Source organism: Rhodococcus sp. NPDC056960 (genome assembly GCF_042674125.1).
GTDB lineage: Bacteria > Actinomycetota > Actinomycetes > Mycobacteriales > Mycobacteriaceae > Rhodococcus_F.
In genome coordinates, this window is the sequence record NZ_JBHURF010000022.1 from 41,219 (window position 1) to 63,481 (window position 22,263).

A 22,263-nucleotide genomic window follows, 5' to 3' on the forward strand; every position below is an offset into this window, starting at 1 on the left:
GCTGGCGTGGCGGCGATCAAGGCGGCGACGGTGGGGGTTCGCCGCGACGTGGCTCACGCCCCGAGCGCGGTCCGGCCCGTTGGGGTCTGGGGTGGGAGTCAAATGTTCGACGAGTCTGGGGGGAATTTGCCCGGTGGCAGGGATGATCCGGGGGGTCCGGGGGTGGTCGGGCAGGAGAGCCCGAGGGTATACGCGGTCATCGAGAGGGATCCGTATGCGTAGCCATCGACCAGGACTTCGATGCCAGGGTGCGCGGACGCGCCTGCCAGCCCCGCGAGGTAGAGGGCGGGAATGAAATGGTCCGGAGTCGGTACGGCCCTGGTGAAGTCGCGGTGGGCGTCGAGTGAGGCGAATTCGGTGGGGTCGGTCAGCATGGCGGCTTTGGCGTCTTCGTTGAAGCGCTGGGCCCAGTCGTATCCGTCGTCGGCGAGTCTCCAGTTCATGCTCCGCAGGTTGTGCACGACGTTGCCGCTGGCCACGACGAGGACACCGCGCTCGCGCAGTGGGGTCAGTTTGGCGCCGAGTTCGAGGTGGTAGTCCAGGGGTTTGTCGGCGTTGATGCTCAGCTGCACGACGGGGATGGTGGCATCGGGGAAGGCGTGCACGAGTACGGACCAGGTGCCGTGGTCGATGCCCCAGCTGTCGACGTCGGCGCCCACCCAGGTGGGGTGGACGACGTCGCTGATCTCGGTGGCCAGTTCGGGCAGTCCGGGTGCGGGGTATTGCACGTCGAACAGTTCGTCGGGGAAACCGTAGAAGTCGTGAATGGTTCGCGGGCGTGGCATAGCGGTGACGGCGGTCGCGTTGATGTACCAGTGCGCGCTGACGACCAGGATAGCGCGGGGGCGGGGTACCGCACTCCCGAATGCCTTCCATGCTGCGGTGTAACGATTGGCGTCCAACGCGTTCATCGGGTTGCCGTGGCCGATGAACGCGGCCGGCATGACCGACATCGAATCTCCGGTAGTCTCTGCACTCACGATCGTGGCCTTCCTGGTGGGGTTCGGTGCGCACGTAATGGTGGTGTCGGCAGGAAGAGAGGATGGCGCGATCATACGTGCACGCGGCCGTCTCGGCGTGGTCTTTCGTTGCACAGACCGCGCTCGCACGGTGCCGGTGAAAGTACTCACGGTCGAAGTCGGCGGGGCCAACCGGTCCCACTATTCCTGAAACAGTGTGCGATGAACTGGCTGACCGGGCCCGGCACATCGTAATGTCGTACCACTCAGAGGATTCCCTCGGCGCGCAATCACCCCTGGGTGAAGGGTACGCCTCGGGGTGGAGATAGCCAGCGCGGTGGAGACGGCGCACCGACTCGGGATCCCAGCGACGTCACACCGGCGATTATCTTGCTCGACCGACCACGGCGAGCCCGAGGGTACCGACCTCGGCATCGGGCAGGGCTTAGGCCGACTGTGCGAACAGCAATCCCATACGAGAACGCACCCGACCCCTCAATCCCCCTTCCTGGACCCGAGCGGAATACCGGTGAGGAGATTCACCGCGCACTCTTCAGTACGCCGTAGCCTCCTCCGACAACGCTTGTGGAACCTCAAACCCCCGCCTCAGCGGTGCCGGCAGGTGCGGGATTCCCGCAAGCCCCGTGCGGGCGACGAGATCGGCGACCTCCAGAAGTAGAAATATGTCGCCGTTGACATCCAGATCTCCGGAGCGCGCACAGCCTTGTCCATTCGGAGACCGTGAAATACGGCGTCGCGCTCGATTCCTCCGAATGCCACCCGCGCTGCATATTCGCGCGGTCCCGCTTCGGATCCGCCCCAACCTCGAACATGAAGGGGCAGAAAACCCCGGTCAGATTCTCGAATGTAGATATCGCACGATTCTGCCGACGACTCGGTAGTAATCCAAAACAAGCCGCTCCAGCCGTTACGGAGGTGCCGTCTGCACGTGCGATCTGGCGACGACCGATCAGCAACGCCGACTCCGAATCGTCACAGGCGCTCGTCGGCCCGCCTGACAGAATCAAGGTATGGCTAAATATCTGTGGGCCGGAACAATTGACAGCTCCGTGCAAGGTCAAGGGTAGAACCGCAATGCTGGGCATTCTCGCGTTCGTTCTGTTGGCGACTGCTGTGATCGTCACCGTCCATCTCATTGCCGATAAAACGGGGTTACCTGCTGCGGCACTCCTGACACTTGCAGGACTTGCGGGTGCGGCGTTGCCGATACCCGGTATCGAGCTCGATCCGGAGGTGATTCTGACCTTCGTCATTCCTCCGCTGCTCTACAGCGCAGCACTGAATTCGTCACTGCTCGCTATCGGTAAGAATCTTCGCTCCGTGTTCAGTTTGTCGGTGGCGTTGATAATTGCCACCGCGGTGCTGGTGGGTCTGGGAATCGATCTGCTGATACCTAGTGTGAGCCTCGCTGCCGGTATCGCGTTCGGCGCTGCCGTTGCTCCGCCAGATCCGGTGGCTGCACTCGCGGTGGGCAGGCGGGCTGGGTTGCACCCGAAGATTATTACCCTGGTCGAGGGCGAAGGCCTGCTCAACGACGCAACTGCACTGACGGTCTTCAGTGTGGCCGTTGCCGCTGCGACCAGCGGCGGTTTCTCGCTCGGTCGTGCCGGTGCTCTGTTTCTGCTGGCGGGGATCGGCGGAGTTGCTGTGGGGGCGGTCGTGGCGTTCACCGTCCGGATGGTGCGCGCGGTGGTACGAGAACCGCTGATGCTCAACACTATTTCGTTGGCAACTCCTTTTGCTGCGTACCTGCTGGGTGAGCAGTTGCACTCCTCAGGAGTGCTGGCCGTGGTGGTGGCTGGTCTGCTCGTGGGGCATGACACACCGCGCGCGGTATCGGGTGCCAGCCGCCTGCAGACCGGTGCGGTCTGGCGGCTGGTCGACTTCTTGCTCGAAGGGTTCGTGTTCCTGTTGATCGGTGAGCAGCTGCCGACGATCTTGAGCGGACTCGATGCCTACTCGACCGGCACGATCGTCGCCGCGTCAGTGGTGAGCGTAGGAATCGTTCTGCTGCTCCGGCCGCTGTGGCTGACGTTGACCGAATACCTACCGCGACGACTGCACATGCGCCTGGGTGCGGAAGGCGCCAACGACAGTCGACGCTTGAGTGGCGAAGAAGTGTTGGTACTCAGCTGGGCCGGCACCCGCGGCGTCATCACACTCGCCGCCATCTTTTCCCTGCCCCTCGTCACGTCGACGGGAGCGCCGTTCCCGGGCCGCGATCTGCTGCAGTTCGGTGCCTTTGTGGTCGTGCTCGTGACGTTGGTGGGTCAGGGAATGACGTTCGGCCCGCTGGTCCGGGCGATGGGCTTGCAGGCCGACGCCGCCGACGAGGCGCGGCTGCGGAACGAGGCGCGCGCCGCATCAGTGGGTGCGGCGCTCGCGGGACTGGACCAGATCGCTCACGACGAGGGACTCGAGCCGGGAGTCACCAGCGCTTTGCGAGCGAGGTTGGACCAACGCGCCGCCCGCTACCGACGTCGGCTCGCGGCACTACAGGATTCCGGGGACGGCACGATCGTGCTGCCGCCGGCGTTGGAGTCGGCCCTGAGTGCACGGCATCTGGTCATCGACGTCCAGCGCGAAGAATTGCTGCGCTGGCGCGATGCCGGCCGACTACCCGATACGAGTCTGCGAATCCTCGAACGCGAACTCGATCACGAGGAGTACGCCCTGGGGCCGTCAGCGGGTCCGCGATGAGCGAACCGTGGGTTCGGCCTCGATGCCTCCGCCGGTGAACAACAGGGAGCACTCACACCGTATACATCACATCGGCCACAGCGAACGTCAGGTGAAAGGCGACGGGCCGCGAACGTATTTACGGTGCGAAAGACCGAAGCACCGACCTCAGAGTCCGAACGCGCCGTCGAGGGGGACATGGACGACGACAGGAATGCCGCCGACGACACGACGGCAGCACCGGACGCCGCGGCTTCCAAATGCGGACCGGCAGCGCCGACGCACCCACGCCGACCACCGCCGAAGTTGCCTGGGCACGAACCCACGGCCTTTCCGGCAGTAAGTCGTTGGTCGTCGCTGCACAGGGGGATTCCGACGCCGGCGGAGAGGGCAGTTGCAGTTATCTCGGCGAGTTCGACGATCTGAGACTTCAGCGCGACGGCGTCGACGGGAGACAGGAGCGCGTGGGCTCGGACGTTGCCCGCGTTGGAGTACTCCGAGGTGGCGTCCGGCAGCTCGATTCGGCCGAGGACGCCGGTCACGACGGTGTGCTCGGCGAATTGTTCAGCCACTTCGGCAAGTCGACCCGATCAGGTTCCCGGACAACAAGTTTTACTATCATGGTGGTGGCGAGGTCGGTCACTGGGGCCCCGAGTGTTTACAACGATGTCGGTGAGTCGACCGGTCGAAGGTCGTCGACTATTAAGGGCTCCCGTCATATCGGAGCGGCTTGATCGCACCGCGACGCGTCAGGGCATCAAAACGCTCCGTGTTGCCGGTACCTGCCCCCGGACGGTTTATCTCATGAGAAATTCAGGGTAGTGTGTCGTAGCTAACAGCGTCGCACGGCCGCTTACAAGGCGAGAAAGGGGTGATCGGTGTCATCTGTTGGATTGAGCGCATATGGAATGACGGGCACGGACCTGGTTGAACTCGCGGAGTGCGCGGACAAGCTCGGCTTCGACGCGCTTTGGCTCGGGGAGCATGTGCTCCGACCCCTCACTCAGAACAGTAGTCATCCATCGAATGGAACGACGCAGCATCACGCGGGGCCACTTGTCGACGAGGACACTGAGCTGACCGATCCGTGGGTAGTGCACGCGATGATCGCGGCGGTGACGACTCGCATCAAGCTCGGTACCGCCGTCTACGTTCTTCCCCTGCGGCACCCTCTGCAGACTGCTCGCACCACCATCACGGTCCAAGAGGTCAGCGGTGGTCGTGTGCTGTTCGGAGTCGGCGCCGGTTGGCTCGAGGAGGAGTTCGACGCACTGGGTATCCCATTCCGAACCCGCGTGTCGCGCACCGAGGAATGCATCGAGATCCTTCGCAAGGCCTGGTCGGGAAAGCCTTTCTCCCACGAGGGTAAGCACTTCCGTTTCGAGTCGGTGCAGCTGCACCTGCGTTCGGTCGACGTGCCCGTCATCTTGGGAGGCAACGGTCCCCAGGCCGTTGCCCGGGCGGCACGGCTGGGGGATGGCTGGTTCACTTCCGGCACACCGAGTTTCGACGAGTCTCTGCGGTTGGTGCGCGAAATCGGCCGACTCCGAGATGATGCCGGAAAGGCGGGACCATTCAAGTGCTATGTCAGGGTCGCGACGACCGCTCCGGACGAGCTGGAACGGTACCGCGATCACGGCATGTCCGATCTCGTGATCTGGGCAGACGCGTTCTGGGAGGGCCGCACCCTCGACGAGCGACGCGATCGCCTGGCTGCGCTGGCGGAACGCATGGGCGTCACGCCTGTGCCAGCTCAGTGAACCCTGAGTGCACGGGATGTCCGCACACGGGGTTCCGGGCGTCTTACGAGGTGGGTTGCATCCCACCTTCACACAAGATGAATACGCAGGTCCGGCGGTCGCCCGCCATCGCGTGGCCGGGCCGTTGAGATGGGGGAGAAGTGACGACTAAAGCGCTTCCAGGTAAATCGAAGACAGGCGACAACGGGTCCCGAGGCGAGGTGTCTCTGCTGCGGCCGCTGAAAGCCGCGGAGATCGTCGCGCGCACGATCGTCGGTGACATCCAAAGTAGCGGCTTATCCCCGGGAACGAGCCTGCCGTCAGAGGCTGCGATGCTCGAGCAGTACGGTGTCAGTCGTGAATCCCTGAGGGAGGGGCTGCGCCTTCTCGAGGTCCAGGGGATGATCACCATTCGCCGCGGACCAGGCGGCGGACCGATCGTCGGCGCCGTGGATGCCGCTCATCTGGGCAGGGTATCGGCCCTGTTCTACAACATGGCCGGTGCGACATATGAGGAGCTGTTCGAGGCATGGGTGTGGGCCGAGTCCGAGCTCGCAGAACGTGCGGCCCGGAACCCGGACGGGGAGCTGCGCGCCGCGCGAATGGAATCGTTCCTCTGCGAGCACGACGGCGGTGACGAAACCCTCGGCTCGTACCTCGAGGAACATGCGGGGTTTCATCGTGCGGTCGCCGAACTCGCAGGCAACCGCGTGCTCGCATTCAGTCTCCAAACCTACGGGCAGATCGTCACGCATCATGTCGCTGTCCTGGACGATCCGCGCAACCTGCGTGGCGTGTTGATCGACGACCACCTGCACATCGCCAGAGCCGTGTGCAACGGTCGTCCCCGACGGGCGCGCGAACTCATGCAGACACATCTCGGCGGAGTCGTGGATTACTGCCGCTCTCGTCTTGCGGTGCCACTCGATTCGCCGATTGAGTGGTTGTAGTTCGAATTCGGTGTCGTGCGGTGATCGCTTCCTGAAGTACAGATGAGCTAGCAGTAAAAAGCCGGCGGCACTTCCGTGCCGCCGGCTTCGTTGTGCTCGTTCGGGAGCGACGTCGGGTGCTGTCTCTGCCGGGCTCGGGCGGTTGCGTGGCCCTGTGGCAAATCATCATGAGAAAAGCGGCCGTTAGCACTTGACTTCCGAGTTCATCATGAGCAATATGAGCGTCAGTCGATGTCGTGATGTCAATCACAAGGTCGACCCTTGGGTCGATCTCGTTGCGAAACGGGACCCCCCTACCACACGAGCGCCGCACGGACAACGTGTCCGTCGCGGCAACGACACCCACGGCACAGAGCCCAGGAGGCGCACATGAAGCGGTTGGACGGCAAGGTCGCATTCATCACCGGAGCGGCACGCGGTCAAGGTCGGACACATGCCGTTCGACTGGCCCAGGACGGCGCCGACATCATCGCAATCGATCTGTGCCGGCAGCAGGACAACCTCGACTACTCGCAGGGAACCCCGGACGACCTAGCCGAGACGGTCCGCCTGGTCGAGAAGGAGGGCAGGAAGATCATCGCCCGCGCCGCCGACGTCCGCGATCTGACAAGGGTGCAGGAGGTGGTGGACGAGGCTCTCGCCGAATTCGGTCGTATCGACATCCTCGTGTCCAACGCGGGCATCTCCAACCAGGGTGCGGTCGTCGGCCTCACCGACCAGCAGTGGTCCGACATCCTCGACACCAACCTCGTCGGCGCGTGGCATGCATGCCGCGCGGTGCTACCGGCGATGATCGAGCGCGGGGACGGCGGCTCCGTAATTTTCGTCAGTTCGACCGTCGGCCTGCGCGGTGCGCCAGGGCAGTCCCACTATGCGGCATCGAAGCACGGCCTCCAGGGGTTGATGCTCTCCCTCGCGAATGAGGTCGGGCCGCACAATATTCGGGTCAACTCCGTCAACCCGGGAGCGGTCAACACCCCGATGGCAATCAACGAGAACCTGCTGAAGATGTTCCTTCCGCATCTTGAGAGCCCCACTGCCGACGACGCTGCCGAGCTTTTCTCCGAATTGACCCTCCTCCCCATTCCGTGGGTCGAACCAGAGGACGTCAGCAACGCAGTCGCATGGCTCGCATCCGATGAGGCCAGGTTCATCCACGGTGTGGCGATTCCGGTCGACGGCGGCCAGTTGGCGCGAGCATAGGGGATCGCGATGACAAAGACGATCTCGATTGATCACGAATACTGCCAGGCGCATGGCCGTTGCTACGCGCGATTTCCCGACCTGTTCGACGTCGATGCCGAGGGCAAAGGTGTGGTGAAAGGCGACGGAGTACTCCCGGAAGGAATTACAGAGACTGAAATTTCAGGTGTCTGTCCAGAAGCTGCAATCACGGTGTCGTGAGAAAGAAGAATCGGAAATGACCGAGCAAATGCAGTCCCCGGCGCAGAAGTTGTCCGGGTGCCCCATCGATCTGTGGTCGGGCGAGTTCAACGAGAACTTCTGGCCGGAGATCAACCGCATGCAGGCCGGCGACGAACTTTCCGTCCACACCCAGGGTGAGACGCCGTGCTACGTCGCCACCCGCTACGAGGACGTGTTCAAGATCCTGCGGGACTGGAAGCGATTCTCCTCGGAATACGGTGTCGCGATCCTCGGGCACGACAACCGCGCGGAGCCGCCGAAGAACGAAGGCCGTTTCCTGCCTGAAGATCTCGACCCACCCGCCCAGACAGACTGGCGCAAGCTTCTCAATCCCGAACTGACAGAGGAAAGAATGAGCCGGTTCGTGCCGGCCATCACCCAGGAAATCGACTCCTTCCTGGATGCGGGCATCGAGGCCGGCAGTTTCCGCGTCATGGAGGACTTCCTGCGCCCGCTGCAGCTGCGCGCAGTCTTCTCCAATCTGCTCAACCTCGAGGGCGACCGTATCGATGACTGGATGAAGTGGGCCCACGACATCTTCGTCGGCGAGACGGCCGAGGAAGCGGAGACCGCATTCGTCAGCCTCTACACCGCGATCGAGGTACTGGTTCGCGAACGGATGGCGTACCCGATAGAAGATGACTTGGTCAGCTTCGTGTGCAAGGTGGACGAGATCGACGGTCGCGAACCCACTCTCGCCGAGCGCATCGCGGTGGTTCTACCGCTGTCCATCGCCGGCCTGGAATCAACCGGCACCGTGCTCGGCGGCACGATCCATCATCTCGCCACGCATCCGGATGATCTCGCCGAACTTGTTGCCGACCCGTCGCTGGTGCCGAACGCGGTGGAGGAGGGACTGCGGATGTTCGCGAACGTGACTGTCCTGCAGCGCACCACGACTTGCCCGGTCACCGTCGGCAGCACCGATCTCGAGGCCGACGCCAAGGTGTGGACCTCGTACAACGGCGCCAACCGTGATCCCGCGAAGTTCCCCAATCCCCACACGTGGGATCTGCACCGCAAGGACACGAACCACCTCGCGTTCAGCATCGGCCCGCACCGGTGCCTGGGATCGAACTTCGCTCGGGTGATGATGACCCGGGTCCTCGAGCGAATGGTCGAAAAGATGCCGCGTTTCACCCTCGCTGAGGGGCAAACGGTGCAGTACCACTCGATGCCGACCCGCGGCATCCACGAGTTCACCCTCACCGTTCACCCGTGATCGACACGACCACCAAAGGATAGAATCATGAGTAACACGAACTCCGACGAACTGCTCGGCCTCGCGCACAGTGTGGTCGATGCCTGGAACCGCCTCGACATGGACGCCCTCCGAGACCTCGTCCACGAAGACGTGGTGGTTGTGCACCAGAACCGCGGCGTCGCTGCGACGGGGCGAGACCTGATGCTTCAGACCGTGGAGCAGATGAGTGAGGTCTTCCCCGACCGTGCCATCGGACAGACGACCCGATGGGCGACGACCGGCAACTCGGTCATGCGGGAGACCACCTGGCAGGGCACCGCCACGGCCGACGTACCCGGATTCGGCAACAAAGGTGAATTCTGCAAGCTGAACGTGCTGTCGATCATGACCTTCGAGAACGGTCGGCTGACGGAGTGGTGTGACTACGGATAACCGCCGCAGTGCCTGGCGTACCGGATGCGGTGCGCCAGGCGCAGTCCCCTCAGCTCGACCAATTCGGAAGTGAACAAATGGATCTCGAACTGCGCGTCGATCAGCGCTGCACCGTCGCCGACGGAATCATCGAGTTGACCCTGGTACGCCCCGACGGCGACGTCCTCCCGCCGTGGGAGGCCGGTGCACACATCGACCTCGAGCTGGGTGACCTGCTCCGGCAATACTCGCTGACCGGGCTCGAGGCTCGGGACGACCGCTGGCGCGTGTCGATCCTGCGTGAACCGGACAGCCGTGGCGGATCCCGCTACGCACACGACTCCCTGCAGGAAGGAGCAACGGTCCACGTCTCGGTTCCGCGCAATCACTTCCGGCTCGACGCCAAAGCACCACAGGTGTTGTTCGTGGCGGGCGGAATCGGAATCACCCCGATCCTTCCGATGATCGCGCAACTCGAGGCGGCGGGCACCCCGTGGAGCCTGTTCTACTGCGGCCGGTCTCGGACGAGCATGGCCTACCTGGACGAGCTCGCGAAGCTCGGGGACCGGGTGAGCATCCGGCCCGACGACGAGTTCGGAATTCCGGACCTCGACAGCGTGGTGTCCGCAACGGATGCCGACGCGGTGGTGTATTCGTGCGGACCCGAGGGTTTGCTGTCCGCGCTGGAAATCTGCTGCGCTCACCCGATACACACCCGGACGCTTCATGTCGAGCGATTCGTGCCGAAGGTCGTCGAACTGACGGAACCGAACCACGACTTCGAGGTCGAATTCGCCCAGAGCGGTGTCACCGTTACGGTACCGGCGGGCCGGTCGATCCTCGAGGTCGCAGACGAGACCGGCGTCGACATCATCTCCTCGTGCAGCGAGGGCACGTGCGGAACCTGCGAAACACCGGTACTGGAAGGTGTCCCCGACCATCGGGATTCGGTGCTGACAACGGAGGAACAGGCGTCGTGCACCACGATGATGCCCTGCGTGTCACGGGCCAAGTCGCCGCGCCTGGTACTCGACGTCTGACGACCTCCGGCCCCATGATAAGACAAGAGGAAGACAGCATGACCAACGAACACCACACCCTGGCGCTCGACGGGCAGCGGGCATTGATTACCGGGGCGAGTGAGGGCATCGGCCTCGGAATAGCCCAGGCCATGGTCCGCGCCGGAGCAGACGTCATGATCGCCGCCCGCCGCCGGCCCCAACTCGAGGCCGCGCAGAAAGAACTGCAGAACCTGGCCCACCCGGACCAGAACATCGAGATCGTCGAGGTCGACATCCGGCAACCGGAGTCGGTTGCCGCAATGTTCGAACGCGTGGATTCGGAGTTCGGCGAACTCAACATCTTCGTCGCGAACGCGGGCAGCGGATCGATGGTTCCGTTCCTGGAGATGACCGAGGAAATCTGGCAGTCCACGCTCGACCTGAACCTCAATGGCACCTTCCGGTGCTGCCACCAGGCCGCCACCCGGATGGCGACGCGTGCGGACAGGCAACAGAACGCGGCCATCCTCGTCGTGTCGTCCGTGCGAGCTCTGGGGACCCGGCCAGGCACGATTCACTACGCCACGACGAAGGCCGGACTCAACCAGTTCGTTCGTGTCGCCGCCTATGAACTCGCCGGAGCCGGGGTTCGGGTCAACGCACTCTCACCGGGCATCACGGCGACGCCGATGGCGCTCGAACGCAACCCCGAAACGTTTGCCAAGATGGCGGCAACGGTCCCGCTGGGCCATGCCGGCAGCGTCGAGGACATGGGTGCGGCCGCGGTCTACCTGAGCAGTCCGGCCGCCGGATTCGTCACCGGTGTGAACCATATCGTCGACGGCGGCGAATCGCTGTACTGAACCCGCCGATCCGGGCCCCGGGCCCGGGAAGGGAGAATCATGGCAACCGACCGAAACAATTTGCGCGGCAAAGTAGTTCTGATTACCGGTGGAAGCCGGGGCCTGGGTGCCGAGATGGCGTGGGCATTCGCGGAGGAGGGCGCCTCCGTCGTCGTCGCCAGCAGGAAGGAGCAGCCCTGCGTCGATCTTGCCGCGGAGATCGCGGCGAAGACCGGCGTCGAAACAATGGGTATCGGTGCCCACGTAGGTGACTGGGATGCGCTGCCGGTACTCGTGGATACGGTGTACGAACGGTTCGGCCGACTCGACGTGCTGATCAACAACGCCGGGATCGCACCGCTCTACTCGAGTCTGGCCGAGGTCAGTGAGGGACTGTTCGACAAGATCATCGGAGTCAATCTCAAGGGACCGTTCCGGCTCAGTGCGCTTGTGGCCGAGCGCATGAAGGTCGCCGGTCAGGGCGCGATCATCAACATCAGCAGCAATGCCTCGGAGCGGCCGGCTCCGGAATATGTGCCGTATGGCGCGGCGAAGGCCGGACTGAACTCGCTGACGAAGGGGTTCGCGGCGGCATACGGACCTGAGGTGCGGGTGAACACGATCATGGCCGGGGCCTTCTTCACCGACATCAGCAAGGGGTGGGACGGTGAGGCGTTCGATGAGCTGGCGTCGGCATGGCCGATCGCCCGGGGTGGAAGTCCGAATGAGATCGTCGGTGCTGCAGTATATTTTGCCGGCGATGCATCGAGCTTCACCACCGGGACCATTCTTCCGGTGGACGGCGGACGGATGGCGGTAGGATGACGACGATCGCGATCCGCTGAGAAAGATTGCGACACAGAGGAACCCCGCACGCATCGGCCTGCGGGGTTTTTCTCGCGCTCAAGCTTGTGCTATTTCCTCATGATGTTTAAGCTGAAGTTGTGGGTGACGCGAATTACATCGGTTTTCGATGGAGCCCCACTCGGTCCACCTCTCGAGACACGAATTGGAACAGGAGGCACGTGGTGACTGCCATCGACGAGCCCACGCCGACGACTACCGGGCGGCGCCCGGGAACCCGGGTGGGTCCACTCACCGGAGTGCGCGTTGCCGACTTCTGCTGGATGGGGGTCGGGGCGGTGGCGACCCGGATGCTTGCCGACTTCGGGGCGGAAGTCATCAAGATCGAATCGCGGAATCGCCTCGACATGCCCCGTCGTCTGCCGATCTACAAGGGCGAGGTCCGCTCATACGGCGAGGAAGACCCGAACCCGGACCCGAACAAGGGCGGTTTGTTCAACAACTACAGCCGCAACAAGCTGGGCGTCACAATCAACATGAAAACTGAGCGGGGCCAGCACCTGGTCCGACAACTCATCGGTGCCAGCTCGGTGGTGACCGAGAACTTCGCGCCCGGCGTCCTGGAGAAGTGGGGTCTGACCTACGACGCGCTGAGAGAAATCACGCCGGAGGTGATCCTCGCTCGGATGAGCGGGTACGGGCACAGTGGGCCCCACCACAAGTACAAGAGCTACGGCCCTGTCGTTCAAGCGGTTTCCGGCCTGTCGTTCATCTCGGGGCTTCCCGACCGGGAACCATCCGGATGGGGCTTGTCCTACATGGATAACCAAGCGGCCTACCATAACTCGGCCGCGGTCCTCATGGCGATCCTGCAGCGCAACATCACCGGCAAGGGTCAGGAGATCGATGTGTCCGCCGTGGAAGCCGGAGTCAACCTCATCGGCCCGGACCTGCTCGATGTCGCGGTCAACGGTGTCGCGACGCGGCGGCCGGGGTACCCGGCGGGAAACCGACTCGTCCACCCGTCCGCGGCGCCTCACGGCGTGTACCCGGCCAAGGGGGAGGACACCTGGGTCGCCGTCGCGGTCTTCGACGACGATCAGTGGCAGCGCCTCGTCGACGTTCTCGGCCGACCCGACTGGGCGATCGCCCCGGAGTTCGCGGACCTGCAGGGACGGTCCTCTCGACAGGACGAACTCGATGCACGGCTGTCGCAGTGGACGATGCTGCGACCGGCCCACGAGACGATGCACCTACTGCAGCACGCGGGAGTTCCCGCAGGAGCGGTGCAGAACTCCCGAGACCTGGCGGAATCGGACCCACAGATTGCGGACCGCGGCACCTTCTTCGAACTCGACCACCCGGTGATCGGCGTCGCGAAGTTCGAGGGGACCCCGATCCGGTTCACCAGCACCGTGCAGCAGAACTGGCGGTCTGCACCGCTGCTGGGCGAGGACAACGACTACGTGTTCGGCGACATCCTGGGCCTCGGCCACGAAGAGATCGCCGACCTGACCGCAGAAGGTGTGATCTGATGGAACTGGCATTTACCGGGCTCCGAGTCGTCGAGATCGCCGATGACCCGGCAGGCGAATACGCCGGGAAGTTGCTGGCCGATCAGGGTGCCATCGTCGTGAAGGTGGAACCGGTGGGCGGCGCCACCAGCCGGCACGTCGGCCCCTGGGCGCACGGTGTCGAGGACCCCGACCACAGTCTGACCTTCTGGACCTACAACACGTCCAAGCAGTCGGTGGTGCTGGCCGACGACGATCACGGCCGCGCCGCGCGCGCCGCACTCATCGCGGAGGCAGACATCGTGCTGACCACCGGCCGGCCCGCGGATCTCGCCGCAGCCGGCCTCGACCTCGACGCCCTGTGCGCGGAGCGCAGCGACCTGATCGCCCTGTCGATCTCCCCGTTCGGACTCACCGGCCCATGGGCGAACTACCTGAGCTCCGACCTCATTGGGTTAGCAGCCGGGGGGCTCCTCAACAGCTGCGGATACGACGATCACTCCATTCCGCCGATCCGGCCCGGTGGCAATCAGGGCTACATGACGGCGGCCAGCTACGCCCTGTGCGGGGTGGTGCTCGCCCTGATCGAGCGACAACACACCGGGCGCGGCCAACTGATCGATGTGTCGATGCACGAATCGATCGCAGTGACCGGCGAACTCGCAAATCCGTACTGGTTCTACCCCCAGGCCGTGGTCAAGCGTCAAACCTGCCGGCACGCGCAACCCTCACCGACTCAGCCCGCGCTGTTCCAGTGCGCCGACGGGGTGTGGGTCTACTTCGCCCTCATCCTCGCCGACCAGTTCGCGTGGAAGGCACTCACCGCTTGGATGGACGAGACGGGACTCGCTGCGGACCTCACCGAGGAGGCCTACGAATCCCTCGCCTACCGGCAGGACAACTTCGCGCACATCCAAGGCATGCTCGAGGCGTTCTTCATGATCCATGACTCCGAAACGGTCTACCGCGACGGCCAGCGGTGGGGACTGCCGATCGGGCCGTTGCGCGCGCCGGAAGAGGTGCTGGCCGATGAGCATCTCGCGGCCCGGAACTTCTTCGTCGACGTGACGATGGCAGACGGCAGCACGGCCCGGTTCCCCGGATCGCCCTATCGATTCTCCAATGGCTACGGCGACCCGACCCGACCCCCGCTGCTCGGCGAACACACCGAGGCGGTGCTCTCCCATGACTGACCTGTGGCAGCGAGACGCGTGCGCGATAGCCGGCGTCGGCGAATCCGAATACTCGAAGGACTCGGGTACCAGCGTGACCGCCCTAGCGGCCGAAGCCGCGCTGGCGGCGCTCACCGACGCCGGCGTGGACCCCGCCGACGTCGACGGCGTGATCCGCAACGACATGGACCTGGTGTCGTGCGCCGCGTTGGCCGACGCCATCGGCGCCCGCAACCTCACCTACTACGGCGAGGCCGGTCCCGGCGGATCGGGGCCCGCGGCCATGGTCGCCCAGGCCGTCGGCGCCGTCATGAGCGGCCAAGCGAGCACCGTCGTTGTCTTCCGTTCCCTGAACGGGCGCTCCGGCAACCGTTTCGGGCTGTCGTCACAGCTGGCGAAGACCACCGGGGGAGCGGAGACCATGACCGAGTTCTTCGCCCCCTACGGCCTGCTCTCACCTGGTCAGTTCTTCGCACTCCTCGCGCAGGAGTACATGCGCAAGACGGGCACGACATCCGAGCAGCTGGGACACATCGCGCTGGCGGCGCGTCGACACGCCAACAACAACCCGCGGGCGCAGATGCATGCCCGCAAGATGACCCTGGACGACTACATCCACTCGCGCATGTTGTCCTCACCCCTGCGGTTGTTCGACTACTGCCTCGAGACCGACGGGGCCGCCGCGGTGGTGGTGACCAGCACCGAGCGCGCCCGGGATCTGCGCCAGAAGCCGGCGCTGATCCGGGCCGCCGCCATGGCCAGCGGTCCCCGCCCCCAGCCGGGGCAGATGTATCCCGTCCTGATGCGAGAGGACCCGTTGGACATGCCGTCACGGTACTGCGCCGAAACGCTGTATCGCCGTGCCGGTCTCGGTCCGTCGGACATCGACTCGGCTCAGTTGTACGACTGCTTCACCATCACCGCCCTCCTCCAGGTCGAGGACTACGGGTTCTGCCGCAAAGGGGAAGCCGGGGAGTTCGCCGCCTCCGGCGAACTCGAGATCGGAGGATCAATGCCGTTCAACACCAGCGGAGGTCACATGTCCGAGGGATACATCCACGGGATGAACCACATCGTGGAGGGAGTCCGCCAGATCCGCGGAACCTCGAGCAACCAGGTCCCGGACGCCTCGGTATCCCTGGTGACCTCCGCCCCACCACCGTCGACCTCGGCACTGATCCTGGTGGCATCATGAGTGCCCGCCTGGCTCCGACCGTCGTCGACCCCGCATCCAGGGGGTTCTTCGTCGCAGCCGCGGAGGGCAGGCTCGCCGTGCTCACGTGCACCCGTTGCGGTGGCCGCACCCACCTCCCGCGACCCTGCTGCGTGCATTGCGGCGCGCACGGGATGGAGTGGCGTGATGTCACGCCCCGCGGTCGCGCGCGATCGTGGACCGTCGTCGAGCATCAGGTGCACCCGTTATTTCCCACCCCGTACACCGTGGTTCTCATCGATATCGACGACTGCCCCGGTGTCCGCATGATCGGATACCTGCCGGGCCGGGCCGACCTGGACGAGAACACCGTCCTGCACGCCGACTTCGAGGACCTGGGGCACGATCCCGAGGGGAACCCGACCGTCCTGCCACGGTGGAGTGCGGAGGGGGCTCAGTGACTACCGGAAGCGCGGCGGAGCCGCAGTTGGAACTGGCGCCGGTGCGTGCCGGCGAAGAACTCGACTGGGAGAGCCTGCAAGGGTATTTGCGACAGCACCTTCCGGAACTGGGCGGCGAGTTCTCGGTGCTCCAGTTTCCCCGGGGCTCAGCCAATCTCACGTATCGGGTCACCGTGGGTGACACACCGCTCGTGGTCCGTCGCCCCCCGTTCGGGAAGCTGGCGCCCGGTGCCCACGACATGGGCCGGGAATACAAGATTCTGTCCCGGTTGTACACGGCATATTCTCGCGCTCCGCGGGCACTGCTGCACTGCGCGGACCCCGCCATCATCGGCGCCGAGTTCCTCGTCAGCGAGTACCGCGAGGGAATAGTGGTGTGGGATTCGATCCCGGAGTCCATGAGTACCGTCGGCGACGCCGGTGTGCGGATCGGTCTGGCGGTGATCGATGCCCTGGCCGATCTGCACGAAATCGATCCTGTCGCGGCCGGACTGGAAGACCTCGGTCATCCCGAGGGATATCTGGAGCGTCAGCTGACCGGGTGGCAGAAGCGATGGGCGGCGGTCGAGGCCGAGGTCGGCGACGAGGACACGGTAAAGCTGGTTCGGGACGTCACAATTCGCCTGACGGCCCGCACACCGGTCAGTCAACGCAGCGGCATCGTGCACAACGACTACAAGGTCGACAATTGCCAGTTTGCTCCGAGCGATCCCGATCGGGTCACTTCGGTGTTCGACTGGGACATGGCCACAGTCGGTGACACCCTCGTGGATCTGGGAACGTTGTTGAACTACTGGCCCGACGACACGGTGGAACCGGGGTCGGACGCGGCATTCACCGCGGTGCCAGGAATGCACGCGCTGGGCCTGCCGTCCCGCCGCGCCGTTATCGAGCAGTACGCCCACCGCAGCACCCTCGATCTCGACGACATCCACTGGTACGAGGCTTTCGGCTGCTGGAAGACGGTCGTCATTCTGCAGCAGCTCTACGCACGATTCGTGCGAGGGGAAACCATCGACGCACGGATGGGTGAACGGGGTGCAGCCGTTGCGCCCCTGGCTCGGCGGGCTCGGGACCTGCTGGCTTGATTCGAGCCGGTGCCCACACCCCGGGCGTCGGAGACGCCCGGCTTCCGCGTTTTTGTGTTTCGCCCGCACACTGTGCGGGCAGAGAGAAGGTGCCAGATGCGAGATCACACACTCGAGGAGTTCCGTACCGCAGCGCGGGACTGGTTGGACCGGTCGGGAGTGCCCAGGTGCAGCGCTGCGGGGGCGGGGGTGCCGGTGTGGGGTGAGGGTTCCGATGATGTGTCGGTGTTCCACGATTTGTCGTTCGAGGCGGAGAAGGCACTGCTCGACCGGTTACGGGAATGGCAGCGGACCAAATTCGAGGCGGGGTACGGGGCGTTGACGTGGCCCGAGGAATTCGGTGGTCGTGGACTTACGCCGGAGTTCGAGGATGCATTCGTCGCCGAGGAGCGTGCCTTCGACACCGGTGGTGCGCATGAATTGTTGTCGGTCACTCTCCATCTGATCGCGCCGACAATTCGGTTGCTGGGCACCGCGGAGCAGCGGCAGCGGTTCATCGAATCGTTTCTGAGCGGGCGGGAGCTGGCGTGTCAGCTGTTCTCCGAGCCGGGGGCCGGTTCGGATCTGGCGTCGCTGGGAACGCGGGCGGTGCGCGATGGTGACGACTGGGTGATCAGTGGGCAGAAGGTGTGGACGTCGGGTGCGCAGTTCGCGCAGTGGGGTGAGCTCATCGCGCGAACCGATCCGGGGGTTCCGAAGCATCAGGGGATGACGGCGTTCCTGGTTCCCCTGGATCTGCCGGGGATCGAGGTCCGCCCGTTGCGGCAGATGTCGGGCGGGACCAGCTTCAACGAGGTGTTCTTCGACGAGGTACGCATTCCGGACAGTCAGCGACTCGGCAACGTCGGGGAGGGGTGGAAGGTGGCGTTGACCACCCTGGGTTTCGAACGTGGTGCCAGCTCGTCGACCGCCGGGGTGGGTGGCAGTGTGCTCCAGACGGTCGGTTTGGCCGGCTTTACCGGCGCGGACCGTGACCCGGTACTTCGGCAGCAGCTCGCGGAGGTGGTCATCGCGCATCGGTTGGGGGAAATCGCCCATGCCCGTGACGAGCACGCCCGTACGCGCGGCGAACCTCTGGGAGCGGTCGGTTCGATCCGCAAGATGCAGTGGGTCAGCCGGATGCGGGGCATCTCGGATTTCGTCGCTGCGGCGCTCGGGCCGCGGCTGGTGGTCGACTCCGGCGAGTGGGGCACCTTCGCGTGGGGTCGGCACGTGCTCGGGGTGCCGGGATACCGCATCGCGGGCGGGTCGGACGAGATTCAACGCAACATCATCGCCGAACGCCTGCTCGAGCTGCCTGCCGAGCCGCGTACCGACCGCACTACTGCGTGGCGTGAGAGCCGACGCTGACGGGTGGATGCGGTGTGCGCCGGCACACCGCACACGCAACGAAAATCAACACTTGCCCATTTTCCTCATGATGAATACAGTGAGCGGTATTGGGTGTGATCCGCATCCCACCCCGACCGACGGGCGTCAGCCGTCACCAGGGCGTGACGCCGCTTCCCGGGTCACCTTGTCCACCCCGTCATCGCGCCGCAGGCGTACCAGGAAAGGAAGGACGTGAAAGCGATGCCGTACCGACTGATCGACCGGACCCTGTTCTCGAACGATATCGACACCGGCGCCGGAACCGATCCCGCGCTGTGCGGGAGTCGATGCGAGGATTGCGCGACAGTGGTTTTCCCTTTTCATGACGCGTGTCCACGGTGTAGTCGCACGAACACCCGCCCACACGAATTGCCTCGCGAAGGAACACTGTGGGCTTTCACCGTGCAGGGATTCGAACCGAAGCCGCCGTACCGCTCCGACGGAGGATCGTTCACTCCCTACGGAGTGGGATACATCGATCTCGGAGACGTCCTGGTCGAATCCATCCTGACCGAGAACGACCCAGATCGCCTGCAGAACGGGGACCGCTACGGACTTCGGTTGATCCCGGCGTTCACCGATCCCGACGGGACGACGGTACTCACCTTCGCTTTCGCCCCGATCGACGCGGACCGGGAGGGTGCGTGATGAGTTCGAACGACGTCGCCATCGTTGGCATCGGAATCCACCCGTTCGGCCGGACGCCGGGTGTCAGTGGGCGCTCGCAGGGCGCGCACGCGGCCCGGCAGGCCCTCGCCGATGCCGGGGTGAAATGGGAAGATATCGAGTTTGCCTACGGAGGAAGCTATTCCGCCGGTGACGCGGACACGCTTGTCTCAGAGCTCGGGATGACCGGACTGCCGTTCATCAATGTATCGAACGGATGCGGGACGGGCGGATCGGCGTTGACGTCGGCACGGCATGCGATCCTCTCCGGTGCCCATGATCTCGGCATGGTGGTCGGTTTCGACAAGCATCCTCCCGGCGCATTCAACGAGGATCCGTTGAATCTGGGGCTCGGCGCCTGGTACGGCGAGACCGGAATGATGGTCACCACCCAATTCTTTGCCATGAAAATCCAGCGCTACATGCGCACGCACGGCATCGACCCCTCGACCCTCGCCGAGGTGGCAGCCAAGGCATTTCGCAACGGCTCACTCAACCCCCACGCGTGGCGCCGCAAGCCGCTGTCGGTCGACGAGATCGCCGCCGCACCGATGATCAGCTACCCACTCACCCAGTACATGTTCTGTTCTCCCGGGGAAGGGGCAGTGGCACTCGTGCTGGCGCGAGCGGACCGCGCGAAACAGTACACCTCGAATCCGATCTACCTGCGGTCGTGCGAATTCCGGTCGCGCCGATTCGGATCTTTCGAGGTGTACAGCCCATGGACGTCGCCGACCGTCGCGGACGGTCCGACCGTCGAAGCCGCAGCGGCAGCCTTCGACGCCGCCGGAATCGGCCCGGAAGACATCGATCTGGCACAGATCCAGGACACCGAATCCGGCGCCGAAATCATGCACATGGCCGAGACCGGCCTGTGCGAGCACGGAGAGCAAGGCGCGCTGATCGCCGCCGGCGCCACGGAGATCGGTGGCCGGCTCCCGATCAACACCGACGGTGGTGTCCTCGCGAACGGCGAGCCGATCGGAGCGACCGGATTGCGTCAGGTGTACGAAAACGTCCTGCAATTGCGCGGTCAAGCCGGGGAGAGGCAAATTCCGGGGTCGCCGCGGGCCGCTTTCACCCACGTATACGGTGCCCCCGGCATCAGCGCCTGCACCGTGCTCACCCGCTGAGCCCACAGAAGAGAGAGACCACCATGAGCTGGGGATTCGAACCCGACGACGACTACCGCAAAGATCTGGACTGGGTCGAGGACTTCGTCACCACCGAGATCGAGCCGGTCGACCGCGTCGTCGAGCACGCCTGGAACGTCAACGATCCGGTCCGCAATTCGCTGATCAAACCGCTCCAGGCGCAGGTCCGCGAACGCAACCTGTGGGCCTGTCACCTCGGTCCCGAACTCGGCGGCCCGGGCTACGGGCAGCTGAAACTCGCGCTGCTCAACGAGAAACTCGGCCGCACCCACAGCGGCCCGGTCGTCTTCGGCTGTCACGCCCCAGATTCGGGCAACGCGGAGATCCTCGCGCACTACGGGACCGAGGAACTCAAGAAGCGTTACCTCGAGCCGCTGCTCGAGAACGACATCGTCTCGGCCTACTCGATGACCGAGCCGCAGGGTGGCTCGGACCCCACGGCCTTCATCACCCGTGCCGACCTTGTCGGAGACGAATGGGTGATCAACGGAGAGAAGTGGTTCTCCTCGCACGCGAACTTCGCATCGTTCCTCATCGTGATGGCAGTCACCGATCCGGGCGCCGACCGCCACCAGCGGGCGTCGATGTTCGTGGTTCCCTCCGACACCCCTGGAATCGAAATCATCCGCAACGTCGGTGTGTCCGGCCACGAAAGCCTCGGCGGTACCCACGCCTACATCCGCTACACCGACGTCCGCATCCCGAAAGACCACCTGCTCGGCGACCGGGGCCAGGGATTCGCCGTGGCCCAGACCAGGCTCGGCGGCGGACGAATTCACCACGCGATGCGCACCGTCGGTCTCGTCCAGCAATCGCTCGACATGATGCTCGAGCGCGCCGTATCGCGACAGAGCCGCGGTGGCACGCTCGCCGATCACCAACTCGTACAGGAGATGATCGCCGACTCCTGGATCCAGCTCCAGCAATTCCGCTTGCTGGTTCTGCAGACCGCATGGAAGATCGACAAGTATAACGACTACCGCAAGGTCATCGTCGACATCTCCGCCGTCAAGGCCGCGATGCCGAAAGTGCTGCTCGACGTCGCCGGCCGCGCAATACAACTGCACGGCTCCCTCGGAATCTCCACCGAGATGCCCTTCGGTACCTGGGTGATGGAAAGCTTCCACATGGCACTTGCCGACGGAGCCACCGAGCTCCACAAGATACAGGTCGCCAAGCAGTTGCTGCGCGGCGTCAAACCGGCCCCGGGACTGTTCCCGTCCGGCCATCTGCCCGCCCGCCGGGAACAGGCACTGACAAAATTCCGCGAACTTCTCGCGGACGACGAGCTCCTCCCGAGCTGACACCCGTGCGAGCAAACCTCCAGTCCTTCAGAAAGTAGACGAGACATGAAACCGGGAACCAAACTCCGTAGCACCGTGTGCGACACGTCCGTGGTCATCGTCCGGCCGGCCGGCGACCTGGTCATCGACTGCGGCGGTCACCCGATGATCGACGCCGCAGACCCCGACACTGGCGCCGGCCAGCCCGCCGCCGGACTCACCGACGGCACCCTAGTCGGAAAGCGATACGAAGACCAGGACACCGGGCTCGAGGTGCTGTGCGTCAAGGCGGGCGTGGGATCACTCACCGTCGACGGCCGTCCGCTCACGCTCAAGTCCTCGAAGCCCCTCCCGTCTTCGGACTGA

At 64.5% G+C, this 22,263-nt stretch carries 22 protein-coding genes; 21 read left to right on the plus strand and 1 reads right to left on the minus strand.

The genetic code is table 11. The features are described 5' to 3' along the window. Nucleotides 1-98 precede the first annotated feature (98 nt). Nucleotides 99-944 carry a 4,5-DOPA dioxygenase extradiol gene (gene ygiD / locus ACFTWF_RS30655; RefSeq protein ID WP_378464980.1) on the minus strand — a complete coding sequence of 282 codons (846 nt, stop codon included), beginning with the start codon at nucleotides 942-944 and terminating at the stop codon, nucleotides 99-101. Here ygiD and ACFTWF_RS30660 point away from each other — a divergent pair. The 21 genes from ACFTWF_RS30660 (at nucleotide 943) to ACFTWF_RS30760 (ending at nucleotide 22,263) form a co-directional block, all read left to right on the plus strand. Further along, on the plus strand, nucleotides 943-1,170 hold the full coding sequence (locus ACFTWF_RS30660) for a hypothetical protein (RefSeq protein WP_378464868.1): 228 nt from the start codon (nucleotides 943-945) through the stop codon (nucleotides 1,168-1,170). The two genes, ygiD and ACFTWF_RS30660, sit on opposite strands and share 2 nt — an antisense overlap. Before the next feature lie 530 nt (nucleotides 1,171-1,700). Then, nucleotides 1,701-3,680, plus strand: a complete 1,980-nt coding sequence (locus tag ACFTWF_RS30665; protein WP_378464869.1) for a Na+/H+ antiporter — start codon at nucleotides 1,701-1,703, stop codon at nucleotides 3,678-3,680. An 857-nt stretch (nucleotides 3,681-4,537) separates the two neighbouring features. Continuing rightward, entirely contained in the window at nucleotides 4,538-5,419 is an 882-nt protein-coding gene (locus tag ACFTWF_RS30670; protein WP_378464870.1) for a TIGR03619 family F420-dependent LLM class oxidoreductase, read from the plus strand. Between the two features lie 200 nt (nucleotides 5,420-5,619). Next, nucleotides 5,620-6,348 carry a FadR/GntR family transcriptional regulator gene (locus ACFTWF_RS30675; RefSeq protein ID WP_378464871.1) on the plus strand — a complete coding sequence of 243 codons (729 nt, stop codon included), beginning with the start codon at nucleotides 5,620-5,622 and terminating at the stop codon, nucleotides 6,346-6,348. 369 nt (nucleotides 6,349-6,717) lie between these two features. After that, a complete protein-coding gene (locus tag ACFTWF_RS30680; protein WP_378464872.1) occupies nucleotides 6,718-7,551 on the plus strand; it encodes a mycofactocin-coupled SDR family oxidoreductase in 834 nt (277 codons plus the stop codon). A 9-nt stretch (nucleotides 7,552-7,560) separates the two neighbouring features. Further along, nucleotides 7,561-7,752 (plus strand): ferredoxin, encoded by a 192-nt coding sequence (locus tag ACFTWF_RS30685; RefSeq protein WP_378464873.1) that lies wholly within the window; start codon nucleotides 7,561-7,563, stop codon nucleotides 7,750-7,752. Nucleotides 7,753-7,768: 16 nt separating this feature from the next. Next, nucleotides 7,769-8,995: a cytochrome P450 gene (locus tag ACFTWF_RS30690; protein ID WP_378464874.1), complete on the plus strand. Its 1,227-nt coding sequence runs from the start codon at nucleotides 7,769-7,771 to the stop codon at nucleotides 8,993-8,995. Nucleotides 8,996-9,022: 27 nt separating this feature from the next. Next, nucleotides 9,023-9,409, plus strand: coding sequence for a nuclear transport factor 2 family protein (locus tag ACFTWF_RS30695; RefSeq protein WP_378464875.1), 387 nt, complete (start codon nucleotides 9,023-9,025; stop codon nucleotides 9,407-9,409). 77 nt (nucleotides 9,410-9,486) lie between these two features. Beyond that, entirely contained in the window at nucleotides 9,487-10,428 is a 942-nt protein-coding gene (locus ACFTWF_RS30700; protein ID WP_378464876.1) for a PDR/VanB family oxidoreductase, read from the plus strand. A gap of 38 nt (nucleotides 10,429-10,466) precedes the next feature. After that, the gene (locus ACFTWF_RS30705; protein WP_378464877.1) at nucleotides 10,467-11,252 is read left to right on the plus strand and encodes an SDR family NAD(P)-dependent oxidoreductase; all 786 of its coding nucleotides are present in this window, start codon (nucleotides 10,467-10,469) and stop codon (nucleotides 11,250-11,252) included. A 39-nt stretch (nucleotides 11,253-11,291) separates the two neighbouring features. After that, nucleotides 11,292-12,056, plus strand: coding sequence for an SDR family NAD(P)-dependent oxidoreductase (locus ACFTWF_RS30710; RefSeq protein ID WP_378464878.1), 765 nt, complete (start codon nucleotides 11,292-11,294; stop codon nucleotides 12,054-12,056). A gap of 203 nt (nucleotides 12,057-12,259) precedes the next feature. Next, nucleotides 12,260-13,570 (plus strand): CaiB/BaiF CoA transferase family protein, encoded by a 1,311-nt coding sequence (locus tag ACFTWF_RS30715; RefSeq protein ID WP_378464879.1) that lies wholly within the window; start codon nucleotides 12,260-12,262, stop codon nucleotides 13,568-13,570. Further along, nucleotides 13,570-14,742: a CaiB/BaiF CoA transferase family protein gene (locus ACFTWF_RS30720; RefSeq protein WP_378464880.1), complete on the plus strand. Its 1,173-nt coding sequence runs from the start codon at nucleotides 13,570-13,572 to the stop codon at nucleotides 14,740-14,742. The genes ACFTWF_RS30715 and ACFTWF_RS30720 overlap by 1 nt, the downstream gene beginning before the upstream one ends. Next, entirely contained in the window at nucleotides 14,735-15,916 is a 1,182-nt protein-coding gene (locus tag ACFTWF_RS30725; protein WP_378464881.1) for a lipid-transfer protein, read from the plus strand. The genes ACFTWF_RS30720 and ACFTWF_RS30725 overlap by 8 nt, the downstream gene beginning before the upstream one ends. Continuing rightward, complete coding sequence (locus ACFTWF_RS30730) at nucleotides 15,913-16,335, plus strand: Zn-ribbon domain-containing OB-fold protein (RefSeq protein WP_378464882.1); 423 nt, start codon at nucleotides 15,913-15,915, stop codon at nucleotides 16,333-16,335. The genes ACFTWF_RS30725 and ACFTWF_RS30730 overlap by 4 nt, the downstream gene beginning before the upstream one ends. After that, complete coding sequence (locus ACFTWF_RS30735) at nucleotides 16,332-17,423, plus strand: phosphotransferase family protein (protein WP_378464883.1); 1,092 nt, start codon at nucleotides 16,332-16,334, stop codon at nucleotides 17,421-17,423. Before ACFTWF_RS30730 ends, ACFTWF_RS30735 begins: the two co-directional genes overlap by 4 nt. A 96-nt stretch (nucleotides 17,424-17,519) precedes the next feature. Then, nucleotides 17,520-18,773: an acyl-CoA dehydrogenase family protein gene (locus tag ACFTWF_RS30740; protein ID WP_378464884.1), complete on the plus strand. Its 1,254-nt coding sequence runs from the start codon at nucleotides 17,520-17,522 to the stop codon at nucleotides 18,771-18,773. Between the two features lie 222 nt (nucleotides 18,774-18,995). Continuing rightward, nucleotides 18,996-19,442: a Zn-ribbon domain-containing OB-fold protein gene (locus ACFTWF_RS30745; protein WP_378464885.1), complete on the plus strand. Its 447-nt coding sequence runs from the start codon at nucleotides 18,996-18,998 to the stop codon at nucleotides 19,440-19,442. Next, entirely contained in the window at nucleotides 19,442-20,593 is a 1,152-nt protein-coding gene (locus tag ACFTWF_RS30750) for a thiolase family protein (protein ID WP_378464886.1), read from the plus strand. Before ACFTWF_RS30745 ends, ACFTWF_RS30750 begins: the two co-directional genes overlap by 1 nt. Nucleotides 20,594-20,616: 23 nt before the next feature. Beyond that, nucleotides 20,617-21,918, plus strand: coding sequence for an acyl-CoA dehydrogenase family protein (locus ACFTWF_RS30755; RefSeq protein WP_378464887.1), 1,302 nt, complete (start codon nucleotides 20,617-20,619; stop codon nucleotides 21,916-21,918). 45 nt (nucleotides 21,919-21,963) lie between these two features. Further along, nucleotides 21,964-22,263, plus strand: coding sequence for a hypothetical protein (locus tag ACFTWF_RS30760; protein ID WP_378464888.1), 300 nt, complete (start codon nucleotides 21,964-21,966; stop codon nucleotides 22,261-22,263).